The organism is Algoriphagus marinus (genome assembly GCF_001936475.1).
Lineage (GTDB): Bacteria > Bacteroidota > Bacteroidia > Cytophagales > Cyclobacteriaceae > Algoriphagus > Algoriphagus marinus.
Genome location: NZ_MSPQ01000001.1, coordinates 618,040 through 630,965 on the forward strand (window position 1 = coordinate 618,040; position 12,926 = coordinate 630,965).

Annotated in this window: 9 protein-coding genes; 6 read left to right on the forward strand and 3 right to left on the reverse strand. The window is 38.3% G+C overall.

The window, feature by feature from the left end; all coding sequences use genetic code 11:
* Positions 1–14 precede the first annotated feature (14 nt).
* The 5 genes from BVC88_RS02595 (at position 15) to porN (ending at position 5,586) form a co-directional block, all read left to right on the forward strand.
* Positions 15–995 (forward strand): PorP/SprF family type IX secretion system membrane protein, encoded by a 981-nt coding sequence (locus tag BVC88_RS02595; protein WP_075349076.1) that lies wholly within the window; start codon positions 15–17, stop codon positions 993–995.
* 149 nt (positions 996–1,144) lie between these two features.
* Positions 1,145–2,239, forward strand: a complete 1,095-nt coding sequence (gene porK, locus BVC88_RS02600) for a T9SS ring complex lipoprotein PorK/GldK (RefSeq protein ID WP_075349432.1) — start codon at positions 1,145–1,147, stop codon at positions 2,237–2,239.
* Positions 2,240–2,284: 45 nt separating this feature from the next.
* Positions 2,285–3,085 carry a type IX secretion system motor protein PorL/GldL gene (gene porL, locus BVC88_RS02605; protein ID WP_075349077.1) on the forward strand — a complete coding sequence of 267 codons (801 nt, stop codon included), beginning with the start codon at positions 2,285–2,287 and terminating at the stop codon, positions 3,083–3,085.
* 40 nt (positions 3,086–3,125) lie between these two features.
* The gene (porM, locus tag BVC88_RS02610; protein WP_075349078.1) at positions 3,126–4,739 is read left to right on the forward strand and encodes a type IX secretion system motor protein PorM/GldM; all 1,614 of its coding nucleotides are present in this window, start codon (positions 3,126–3,128) and stop codon (positions 4,737–4,739) included.
* Positions 4,740–4,770: 31 nt separating this feature from the next.
* A complete protein-coding gene (gene porN / locus BVC88_RS02615; protein WP_083639002.1) occupies positions 4,771–5,586 on the forward strand; it encodes a type IX secretion system ring subunit PorN/GldN in 816 nt (271 codons plus the stop codon).
* Between the two features lie 16 nt (positions 5,587–5,602).
* On the opposite strand, the gene uvrC is transcribed toward porN, so the two are convergent.
* From uvrC to porW, 3 genes are all read right to left on the reverse strand, one after another.
* Positions 5,603–7,408 (reverse strand): excinuclease ABC subunit UvrC, encoded by a 1,806-nt coding sequence (gene uvrC, locus BVC88_RS02620; RefSeq protein WP_075349079.1) that lies wholly within the window; start codon positions 7,406–7,408, stop codon positions 5,603–5,605.
* Between the two features lie 63 nt (positions 7,409–7,471).
* Positions 7,472–9,778, reverse strand: coding sequence for a penicillin-binding protein 1A (locus tag BVC88_RS02625; RefSeq protein WP_075349080.1), 2,307 nt, complete (start codon positions 9,776–9,778; stop codon positions 7,472–7,474).
* A 3-nt stretch (positions 9,779–9,781) separates the two neighbouring features.
* A complete protein-coding gene (porW, locus tag BVC88_RS02630; protein WP_075349081.1) occupies positions 9,782–12,409 on the reverse strand; it encodes a type IX secretion system periplasmic lipoprotein PorW/SprE in 2,628 nt (875 codons plus the stop codon).
* A gap of 142 nt (positions 12,410–12,551) precedes the next feature.
* Between porW and BVC88_RS02635 the strand changes: the two genes are divergently transcribed.
* Positions 12,552–12,782: an AtpZ/AtpI family protein gene (locus BVC88_RS02635; protein WP_075349434.1), complete on the forward strand. Its 231-nt coding sequence runs from the start codon at positions 12,552–12,554 to the stop codon at positions 12,780–12,782.
* Positions 12,783–12,926 lie beyond the last annotated feature (144 nt).

Consider the following 12,926-nt stretch of genomic DNA (forward strand, 5'->3'; position numbering starts at 1 on the left):
TAAACCAGATAATAATGCTTGAAAGAGGCCTGAGGAAGTACTTTTTAAATTGTTTCTTCCTGATTATTTTCTTTTTCGGATTTACATCTTTACGGGCCCAGCAAGATGCTCAGTTTACGCAGTACATGTACAATGGCATGTATTATAACCCGGCTTTTGCAGGAAAAGATGGTGGATATAGGTTCTCTGCATTACACAGGTCTCAATGGTTGAATTATTCGACCAATTCAGGTCAAGGAGGAGCGCCTGTCACCCAGCTTATCACAGCTCAGGGGAGTTTGGATGGGAAAAATATAGGGTACGGTCTCACTATAGTGAATGATCAGATCGGACCAACTAGTAATTTGGAGATCAACCTCCAGGGTGCTTATCATAAAAAATTGAAAAGGGCTACATTAAGTTTAGGAGCATACGCTGGATTATTTTCCAGCGCAATTGACTATGGGGAGTTGATTGTGGTCAATCCTGAACCGAATCTTCCAAATTCCGGGAAAGAAAGCCAAGTAAATTTAAATTTTGGAGCTGGGTTCTTATTTGATCGAGGCGATTACTACCTAGGTTTGAGTAGTAGACACCTCAATGAACCAGCATTTGATTTTGGAGATGGGGCCTATGCTAATCAACTTAGAAATCATTCCTATTTACTCTTTGGGTATAGATTCAGACCAGTTGGTCAATTGAGAATAGAGCCGAGTTTTTTGTTAAAATCTGTCTCTTTTAATAATTTTTCTTATGATGTGAGCGTTATTGCAACTCATCAGAACAAAATAAGTGGTGGCATAGGTTTTAGAGGAGAGGAGTCTGTTTCACTTATAATGGGATATAGTCTATTGAGAGACAATTCTTTAAAATTGGGATATTCATTTGACTTGGTTTTTGGAGGATTGGAAGCAAAAGCTCCAACCAGCCATGAATTGTTGTTACGATATTCTTTGTCAGATGTCACTAAAGATGTTCAGCGAGTGATTCAGAGGACACCTAGATTTAGGTTTTGAAATCCATAATATTTAACGCTTTATAAGAAGCTTTAACTTTACTTTAAATTTGGCAGGTTATTTGCATTATTGTGCCAAATTCAGCTAAATTTCGCATCTTGAGCACCTTAAGAGTTGAGGAAAATCTAATGAACGAAAAAACGTCATTTATGTATAAAAAAATGAACTTGCGCATTATGCCAATCACCTTGGGGTTGGTGGTAGCGACACTTTTACCTGGCTGTGGTCTATTTAACAAGAAAGGATCGGCTAGTGAAAAGATGAATAGAAGAGGAGAAGTAACTGGAGTTCCGAAACGAGATAGCTGGCAACAAAATCTTCCTTACGACATGGTTCCTGTAAAAGCTGGTACTTTTTGGATGGGTCAATCTGATGAAGATATTGCATTCACTCAGTCGTCTCTTAACAAACAGATTACGGTTTCGGAATTTTTTATGGACAAATACGAAGTGTCCAATAATAAATACAGACAATTTTTGGAATCTGTTAAGAATGGTGATTTAGATACAGGGACACCAACCACCCTAAAAGATCCTCCACAATTGAATTATGAAGAATTAAGACCTGATACAACCGTTTGGTCTACAAGTTTTACATACCATTATGGAGATCCCTTGATGGAGTTTTACTTCGATCATCCTGCTTTTGATGACTACCCTGTTGTTGGGGTGACTTATGATCAGGCTAATAAGTATGCTCAATGGAGAACTTATTACCAAAACTCAAGAGACGAATATGATTTTGATGCTCCTAGCTTCAGACTTCCTTCCGAGGCTGAGTGGGAATATGCTGCAAAAGGAGGAAAAGATGTGGCAAAATACCCTTGGGGAGGTCCTTACTTAAAAAATAAAAGAGGTTGTCTAATGGCAAACTTTAAGCCAGGCAGAGGAAATTACATTGACGATGGATTTGCTTACACTGCTCCAGTAGATGTTTTTGCTCCAAATGGTTTTGGCCTTTACAATATGTCTGGAAATGTAGCAGAATGGGTACTTGATGCTTATGCTACAACATCGAGAACTGTAACTTGGGATTTAGATCCAGTATTTGATGATCCTAATGAGCCAAGAAAAGTAGTAAGAGGCGGTAGCTGGAAAGATATTGCTCATTATTTAGAGACTAGTACAAGAACATACGAATATGAAGATGTTGCTCAGGCACACATTGGATTCAGAACTGCAATGACATTTATTGGTAGGTCAGGATCCATGGATGTTAAAAGCTCTCAAAGAAAAAGAAGATAAAAACAACCCACTAAAAAACACTTAAACCTTAATTTTATTCAAAAAATGGCTAGTAACAGCAACTCTTTCTCAGCTAAATTCTATTCCAGTATCATGCCGAAAGTATACGGTATAGGTGCTGCTGTCGTGATCCTTGGTGCAATGTTTAAAATCTTGGATTGGCAGTTTGCAAATGTTATGATCGGTGTAGGACTTTCTACTGAGGCATTGATTTTCTTCTTATCAGCTTTCGAGCCTAAGGCAGAAGAAGTAGATTGGTCTAAAGTATATCCAGAACTTGCAGGAGATGCTCCCGGAGTAAAGAGAACAGCAAAGGCATCAACTGGTGATAATACCGCTCAAAAGTTAGATGAAATGTTAGCAAACGCTAAAGTTGGTCCAGAACTTATCGAGAGCTTAGGAAAAGGAATGCAAAACCTTGCAACTTCTGCTGCCAAGATGGGTAATCTTGCTGATGCAGCAGTAGCAACCAATGAATATGCGACAAACGTAAAATCTGCTGCAAAGACCTTAGTAGATATGAATGCTTCTTACAGCAAGACTGCTGCTGCACTTACCGAAATGTCTTCTGCTTCACAAGATGCAAAAGCGTATCACACACAAGTTCAGACAGTCACTAAGAATTTATCAGCATTGAATTCTGTATATGAAATGGAACTTCAGGATGCAAATAGTCATGTGAAGACATTAAATAAATTCTACTCCAATATGACCGCTGCTATGGAAGGTCTTAGCGAGGCTGGAAAAGAAACAGAAGCTTTCAAAAACGAGCTTTCAAAATTGAATCAAAACGTGAGTTCATTGAATAAAATCTATGGTGGAATGCTTTCCGCTATGAAAGGTTAATTTCTCTTCAATTCATTTTAAAATCCATTAAAACTTAAAAATGGCAGGAGCTAAAGAGACACCTAGACAGCGGATGATTGGTATGATGTACCTGGTTTTGACAGCCTTATTGGCTCTCCAGGTCAGCAACCAAATCCTCCAGAAATTTATATTGATCAATGATGGGATGGAAAGAACTTCCAAAAACTTCATTGGTAAAAACGTTTCTACCGTTGAGTCTATCGCTTATACGGTAGAGCAGCAAGGAAATAAGGAAGTGGATGTGCCAAAGGTGGCAGCTGCAAAAGAGGTAAGAGAGGCTACTAAAGAAGTCTATGATTATTTGGAAGGGTTAAAACAGGATTTAATTATCCAATCCAATGCTAAGAATGATGAGGGCAACTTTGTCAATGCGAACTTGAAGAATACAGAAATAACTGGAAATCTCTTTGCCAATAATGGTCGTGGAGAAGAGATGAAAGAAAAACTGAACGCTTATCCAAATCAAATTTCGGCAATTCTGACAAAAATCGGATTTCCAGATATGCAATTCCAACCGATTGCTAAGGATGCAAAAGACATCGAGCTTTTTGCAAATGACATGGAAGTAAAGAATAAGGATTTTGTTGCTTTGACATTTGTTAAATCCCCAGTTGGAGCGGTTATCGCATTGCTTTCACAATTTCAAAATGAAGTTTTAAATATCGAAAGTGAATCCTTAAAAGCGATTCAAAATTCAATCGGTTCTTTCTTCTTCAAGGCTGACGTTACGGAGGCAAGAATTGCCGCATTATCAAATGTTGTGGCCGCTGGTACCAAGTTTGAAGCAGATATGTTTATTGCTTCAAGTTCTACTTCAGCCGCTCCTACTATGACAATTGATGGTAGATCTGTCCCTGTAGATGCAAAAGGATTTGGTAAAATCGAATTTTCTGTAACTCCAGCCGGTGAGTACGATGATAGAGGTTTGGCTAAGCGAATTTTGAAAGGTGAGATTATTACTAATGTAGGTGGTGAAGACAAGGTTCTTCCAGTTGAATACGAATACTTTGTGGCACAGCCTGTCATCAAGGTTTCTTCTGAGGTGGTTCAGCAACTTTACGCAGATTGCGCAAACGAATTATTAATCGAAGTGCCTGCTCTTGGGAATAGCTATTCTCCTGAATTTGCAGTTTCTAATGGTCAATCTATAAAGGGTAATAAGCCAGGTCAATTGACTGTAATACCAGGAGCATCTGGTAAAGTGAACATCGGAGTAAGTAGTGGAGGAAATAAAATTGGTGCGGTTGATTATGATATCAAGCCAGTTCCTGCTCCTTCATTAGTTCCTGTAACTTCAAATGGTAGTGAACTGGATCTTAGTCTCGCTCACCCAATTGGAACTTTGACTGGTATAAAGTTGCTTGCTAAGCCTGAGCCTACATTCGGTAGGACAATGGCTAAAGATGCTAATTTTGAGGTTACCGGTGGGGAAATGAGGTTATTGAGGAATGAAGTTCCAAGACAAACAGCTCAAATTTCTTCAGGCAATTCTTTGGCGATGCGTACGTTATTAGAAAGTGCCAAAGCAGGAGATGTTATCGTCTTCGAAATTAGACAAGTAACTCGTACAAATTTTAGAGGTAATAAAATTCCTACTGAATTGAGACAAGTTGTTCCAATCAGAATCAAGTAATCAGATTGGTAAGAGAAAAAATTATATAAATATGAAAAAGCTTCTTCCAAAATTTATCCTGTCCTTATTTCTTGTAGCAGGGCTAGCTCCTTTAAGGAGTGAAGCACAAATTGCTACAAGTGTAAATCCATCTGGATTTGGCGATAGACAATTTGAAATGGACACGGTCTTCTCTGCTAAGAGAATAAGGGAAGATGATAAGATGTATCAAATTGGTGTTTGGCGTCGAATTGACCTTAGGGAAAAGTATAATCTTCCACTTTATGGTTCTGGAGATACTAAGTCAAATGGGATTATAAATCAGATCTACAAATCTGTGGTAGATGAAAATGCACTTGAAGTTTTTGCTGATCCAGAGTTTACTACTCCACTTTCAATTGCTGAGTTCCAAGAAAATTTCTGGTTAAACGCTACTGGAGATAGTATTTTCGTGAAGCAGCTTTATTACTTGGATTTCAAGGAAGATTTTGTTTTTGATAAGCATCACTCTGAAACTGTATTTGATATTAAATACATTGAATTGGTCATGCCGTCAGCTACAAATTCTGACGCTGGTCAAAAAACTATCGCATTTATCCGATATAAAGATTTCTACAACTACTTCAAAAATCATCCTGAAGCACGCTGGATCAATTTCAACAATCTTTCTAAAAGTCTCACTTATGATGAAGCATTTGAGACAAGATTATTCAGATCGGTTGTTAGGAGATTTACGAATCCTGACGATGCGCTCATTGCAGATTTGATTTCATCTCAAAATCCAAATCAGGATATGCAAGCTTATTTAGATGCACTTGCATTTGAGTATAAGCTATTAGAGTTTGAAAATTCCCTTTGGGAATGGTAAAAGAAAAGGGGCTTTTTTAAGCCCCTTTATTTTTTTCTTTCCATTCAAAAAGTCCCCTTGCTTTACTAGGCCCGATAATACTTGCTATTTCCTCCTCAGTTGCTTGACTGATCTTCTTCACAGACTTAAAATGACTTAAGAGCTTATCCGCTGTATTTTCTCCAATTCCAGGAATAGCTGTCAATTGAGTTCCAAAAGCATTTTTGCTTCTCACATTTCGATGAAATGTTATTGCAAATCGGTGGGCCTCATCTCGAATTCGCTGTAAAAGTCGTAGACTCTCAGATTTTTTATCGATATGGATTGGGTAAGAATCCCCAGGGAAGTAAATTTCTTCGAGTCGCTTTGCAATACCAATAATTGGCATTTGACCATAAATCCCTAACTCCTTCAACGCATCAACTGCAGAGGATAGCTGTCCTTTTCCCCCATCAATTACTACTAATTTTGGCATTGGTTTACCCTCTTCCATCAGTCTTTTATAGCGCCTCCCCACGATCTCCTTCATGCTGGCAAAGTCATTTGGCCCTTCTACAGTTTTAATATGGTAATGTCGATATTCTTTTACTGCGGGCTTTCCGTTTAAGAAGCAAACCATACTTGCTACCGGATTAGTGCCCTGTATATTTGAATTGTCGAAACACTCAATGTGATCCGGAATCTCCTGAAGACTGAGATCTTCCTTCAATTGCTTTATTACTCTATCTTTTTTGTCTTGGTTTAAACCAATAAGTAATGCTTTTTCCTTTTTGTAGAATAAGGCATTTTTATAGGATAGTTCAATAAGTTTTTTCTTATCTCCTATTTTTGGGGTATTTACGTTTAGACCCTCAATCGGATCTGAAAGTTCAATGTTTAGCAGCACTTCATCTGCATCACTACTGAATTGATCTTGAAGTCGGATAAGTGCAGTTATTAGCAACTCTTCTTCCGTTTCATCGAGCCTTTTTTTCAATTCAACATTTTTGGAGGTGATCAAAGTCCCATTTTTAACCCGCATGAAGTTTACATAAGCTGTATTTTCATCGCTCACAATTGTACACACATCTAGATTTTTGATAGAGGGACTGGCTACAAGTGATTTTGATTGATATTTTTCGAGGAGTTCTAGCTTTTCCTTGAGCTTGTGTGCTTTTTCAAACTCAAGGTTTTCAGCATGAAATTGCATCTCTTGTTTGAAGAATGTTTTTGCTTGTCCCAGATTTCCTTTTAGGATATGCTTTGCTTGATCTAAATCTTTCAAGTAATCCTGCTCTTTTTGAAGCCCTACACATGGTCCTTGGCAATTTCCAATATGGTACTCGAGGCATACCTTGTATTTGCCTTCTGCTATCTTGTAGGGAGAGAGATCAAGTTTACAGGTCCTGATAGTGAAGAGTTCTCGGATTAGGTCCAATACGTTATTCATGGCCTTTACACTTGCAAAAGGGCCGTAATAGGTCCCACGCTTTGGGACCAATTTTCTTGTTTGAAAAATCCTGGGAAAATTTTCTTTGGTTACCAAGAGGTAAGGATAAGTCTTATCATCTCGAAGTAAGATATTATACTTCGGTTGGGACTTTTTAATAAGGTTATTCTCCAGCAGGAGGGCGTCAAGTTCACTATTGACGATGGTGATTTCAATCTTTCTGATTTCCTTCACCATTCTCCGGGTTTTAAGATTTACCCCTGAGTTTTTATTAAAATAGCTACTAACTCGCTTTTTAAGGCTTTTCGCTTTTCCAACATAAATTAGATCATCTTCATCATTAAAATACTTGTATACTCCCGGTTGATCTGGAAGATTCAAATGCTCACTAGGAAGATAGGAGGATGATTGCATTGTTTAAAATTAAAAAAACAGCCTTGGATTAAGGCTGTTTTAAAAAGAGTATTTTTTTATGTTTTAGAAATCGTTTTTCTTGGCGTCATAATCAAAGTCCGCAAATCGCTGACTTTCTTTTTCATAAACGTCACAGTCAATCTCAATACTTAGTGGACGCTCAGGTCTTGGAAAAGGGCCTTTGGTATAACCTAGACTTTTGTCAGCATATACTTTTTCCATAAATTTTACCCAAATCGGTCTTGCGGTACGTCCTCCTTGTCCTGCGGTCCAGCTTCTAAAGTGAATGGCTCTATCGTCACCACCTACCCAAGTGCCACTGACCAAGTCCTTGCTGATACCCATATACCAACCGTCAGAGGCATTTTGTGTTGTTCCTGTTTTTCCACCTAATTCATTTCCTTCTCGGATCGAATAAGGGACTCCTTGGCTAGTACCACCACGCTCTTCGAATCCACCTCTTAACATATAAGTCATGAGGTATGCGTGTTCTTCACTCATAGCAGGCCGTTTTTTTGCAGTAAATTGTTGGATTACATTCCCGTTTTTATCTTCAATTCTATCAATATAAATAGGTGTAGTATGCTCTCCTTTATTGACAAAAGTTCCAAATGCACCTACCATTTCAAAAATAGAAACGTCGTTTACTCCTAATGCTAAGGATGGGACCTCCTCTAAGTCACTAGTGATTCCTAATCTACGTGCAGTTTCTATTACGATCTTAGGACTTAGTTTTTTCATCATATAAGCCGTAATGGAATTAATAGATTCTGCCATTGCATGTCGGATAGTCATTTTTTCGTAAGAAAACTTTCCGTTCGCATTTGCAGGACTCCAAGCCGGTTGGCCTGGAATATACACTTCTACCGGTTGATCAATGACACTGTAGCAAGGACTATATCCATTCTCGATTGCCGCTGCATATACAAAAGGCTTGAATGTTGATCCTGGTTGTCTTTTACCACGCTTAACATGATCAAACTTAAAGTACTTATGATCCAGTCCACCTACCCAAGCTTTGATCTGTCCGGTATGTGGATCCATACTCATGAATCCCGCCTGAAGGAATTTTTTATAATATCTCATTGAATCCATCGTACTCATGAGTGTGTCTATCTCTCCTTTCTCCCAAGAAAAGACGTTCATCCGTTTTTTCTCATTCAGTTTTAAATTGATGGAATCAGTATCATTTCCGAATCTGATCTTTAAGAGACGATAGGCTTCTGTTCTTTTTACAGCATCTTCTATGAAATTTGGGATAATTCTGTTGTCACCATCAACCCATGGGTCTCGATTGCCCATTTCGTTATAGAAAGTTTTTTGGAGAGCTCGCATATGCTCGTCTACAGCCTCTTCGGCGTAGCGCTGCATACGGCTATCAATGGTTGTGTATATTTTTAAACCGTCTCCATAAAGATCATAAGCAGAACCGTCTGACTTCAGATTCTCTTTCGTCCATTGAAGTAAGTCAGCTTTGACGATTTCTCTGAAATAAGTTGCTAGACCTTTGTTTTGATTGGCTACACTATAGTCTAATTCTATAGGCAAAACTGATAGGGAATCAAACTCTTCCTCAGTTAACTGATCATTTTTCACCATTTGGTACAGCACAGTGTTTCTTCTCCTAAGTGAATTATCTGGATTATAAACCGGGCTGTAATAAGTTGGAGCTTTGAAAAGTCCTACCAAGACAGCAGCTTCCTGAACGGCTAAATCAGAAGGTTTTTTATTGAAAAAAGTCTCTGAGGCAGTTTTTATTCCATAAGCATTTGACCCAAACTCGGATGTGTTTAGATAAAGTGTCAGGATTTCATTTTTTGTGTATGCTTTTTCGAGTTGTGTTGCAACTATCCATTCTTTGGTTTTGATGATCAACATGCGAAGTCCAGGAATAGAACTTAAAACTCCCTGATTTTCATCAGTTCTAGTTTTGAACAAGTTTTTGGCCGTCTGTTGGCTTAGAGTTGACCCTCCACCAGCATCTTGACCTAGGATAATTGACTTTACAAAAACACGCATCATAGCAATCATGTCAATCCCAGAATGCTCATTAAAACGAACATCTTCAGTTGAAATCAGCGCATTTACCAAGTTTGGAGAAAGGTCCTCGTATTTGATAGGGCTTCTGTTTTCTCGATAATAGGTTCCTAAAAGAACTCCGTCCGCTGAATATAATCCCGAAGCAATCTCGGAATCAGGATTCTCTAAAGCTTTGAAATCCGGAAGGGTGCCGAATAACCCGAGGAAATTGATACTGATCATCCATACAAATAGTATGAATCCAAAAAAACCAGCTACAAATGCGATCCAAATGTATTTTATGACTTTGGATACCCAAGTTGTGCCTTTTGGTTTAATAGCTTTACTCATAGTTTACTTATAAACGGACTTGAAAAAAGCCCTGTATTCTTCCAGATTTTTACTTTTGTTTAACACTTGGAAATTCTCTATCGAAATAAAGAAGGAATTTCCTTTAACCTCAGCTGACATTCCTTCAGATTCAAAATCTTTTTGGAAGATGTTGAAATAGTCTAAGGCTTTTTCTGCATTAGAAAATGGGCTGATAATGTAAATCGCATTTTCTCGATTCATATTCATATTTCCCGTTCTTAATCTTGAATTAGAGAAATTCTTTGCGTGAAAATTCTCCAAATCACCGAGTAAATTTTTTGCTTCTTCCGCTTCACCCGGGCTCATCGCAACCACAAAGATATGCGTTTGGGAGTTGTTGACTTTAAAAGGTGAAACTGCTAAATCAATCGGGTCTTCCAATTCTTTCACTTCTTCACCTGCAAGTGCTGTAGAATCACTTATTTCCAGTTTTTTGGGATTCAACGCAGCCAACTCCTCTTCGGACAGTAAAGGATTAAGCATATTCTTTGCCAATTCTTTCAATGCCTCATCCTGTGAGTTGAGAATATAGGCTTCCAATCGCTCCCGGTAGAATGCTCGACTTTCTGTTTTTCCCGTAACCATGATGTCAAGGAGGATCAATCGTTCGGTATTTCGAGTCAATGGATATTCTTCCAGTGTAGATTGGATTAGTTCTTTGGTAGTCTGATATTGCCCTGCATAATAAGCTTCATAGGCTTTCTGATACCTTTGAGAGGATTCTAAATAAGCCATATTGCCTGAAGCAGCCTGCGGATTATTCACAGAGAAAGTATATTGAGACCTCGGGAATTCACGGTTCAGGCGTGTCACATATTGTTGTGAATTTCCACCAAGATCTTTTTGGCTTAGGTACAATAAATAATATGCTTCAGGTTTACGACTTGATCCTGGGTATAATCTTACCAAGGTTTCAAGATTATTAACACTTTGTTGAACTTCATCAAGATTGAAATAAAGTAATTTACCCAATTCGAAATAGGATTCCTCAAGCTGCAGATTCAATTCATTCAATTGATCTGGACTGTTAGGGATTTCTGAAAGCAAAGATTCTAGATCAGGAAGACTACTTAAAGGATTGTTTTCACTATCCAAGGCCGTCGAATCATTTTCTGAGGGCTCAGGAATTGTAGGGGTGGAGCTTTGAAAACTTACTGCGCTCCTCCTCCAATTATCTTGTAGTGGTCGGGTTCCCCATGTTCTTCGAAACTCTATCGCACCTTGTTGCATTGCAACTCCATTATCAAAGTAGAAAGTTGATGATCCTGCACCTCTATCACTAAAAGCAAGAAGGTTGTCAAAGAGACTTGTGTTTTTTGGTTTTTCGGCAGCTTTAGCTTCCGCCATGAGTCGTTCTTCTTCTGATTTAATAAAGTTTTCTGCAACTAGACGTTGTTCTTCAGGAGACATTTTGGCTAGAGTAATCAAGCTGTCATTCTTTTCGATTCGCTCGAAATGGAACACATAATTGTCCAATGATATTTTTTGCTCCTGAATTTGAAGTGCTACAGGATCAGATTCGTTTATGAAGGTCAATGCAGAATCCAAGTAATATTTTGTGGAACGATAGTCCTTAAGCTGATCCAGATTGATTTCAGCAAGTTTTTGATAGATATATCCTTTCAGCCTTGGGTTGCTTCCTGGTTCTTTGGCCGCTTGGTGAAGCAAGGATAGGGTCAATTCAGTGTCACCTTGTTTTTCCTCAAATAAGGCACGCTCATAAATTACAACGTCTTTTAGGTCTCTATTTTTAGGATCCTTATATAGATCCTCGTAATAATTCCGAACTTTTTTTAAGTCTTTGGAAGCGTTGAGCTCAGCTACTTGCTGTGCATAGAGCTGCGCAAAAAAGCTCCTTTCATAGGGAGGGTTTCCGTCTAGTGCTTTTTTATAATAATCATAGGCAAGAGCATCAAGTCCAATACGCTGATAGCGCTGGGCTAAGATGAAATTAATTCGAGACTCTTCTTTTTTATCACTTGCATATTCTAGAGCCTTATCCAATGCGCCGATTATTCCATTTTTGTCTTGTCGGGATTCGTAATAGTAGGCTAAGGTCCGGTATAGTTCATACCTGTTTTCCTCAGATATATCAGATTCTTTGGAAAGGTAATCGATAGTGAAGTTTGCTTTTTCTATTTCACCCAAATCGACGTAAAGTTTCAATAATGTGATCAGTGTCCTGTGTCGAATGTCATTATCTTTGGAGTTTACATTGACGTATTTAAATGTATTCTGGGCATCATCAAAGTGTGATTGGTAGTAATCAATCTTTCCTAATAGGTAATAACTATCATCTACCCATTTACTTATTTTATGCCATTCGATGGCTTTTGAGGCTAACTCCCGAGAAGATTGGAGCTTTTCCTGATTAGCTTGAATTGATGCCGAGTCAATTGGAATAAAGACGGGTAGCACCTGCGTGTAGTCTTCCTTATAGTTGGTCGCGATCTCCGCTTCCACTTCTTTAAGTTTTACGTCTGCAAGATAGTAAGCATTGTAGTGTGCAGTTAGATTATGAAAAGTTCTATTAGTGAACGTGTTGCGCTCGGAGGAGCATGCCGCCGCAAAAAATAATATTCCAAACGCTACTACCGAAAACTTCTTCATGGATGACTATTCCCAAATTGAGTACCAAAATAGGTTTTTTGACTTACTTAGCGAACGAAAATTAGCTTAGTTTATTTCCTGGGTTATAAATGGAGTATTTTTGTATGAGCAGTTTTATCGAACAGCATACAATGAAAATGAAATGAAACAAACTGGAGAAAAAAAGAAGTCAGCCGGAACTCCGATTTATGTCAAATACATAGGTCTTTCTTTCCAGCTATTTGGAGTCATTGGGGCCGGAACCTGGTTTGGATGGTGGATTCAGCAAAAAAGTGAAATGAAATTTCCAGTTTGGCTTTTGTTATTCTCTTTTTTATCTATTGGGATCGCTTTTTACCAACTCTGGATGTCTATGAAAGAGGATAATAAATGATTTTCTAAAATTGCTTTAATTTTGTGCTCTAAAACCGACAGCTATGGTCCTCGCTAAAAACATTCATTTTCGATTTCTTCTTTTTTCTTTGATAGTTGCGGCTTTGATCTGGATTTTGACGTGGATTTTCCCCGTTGTAATCCA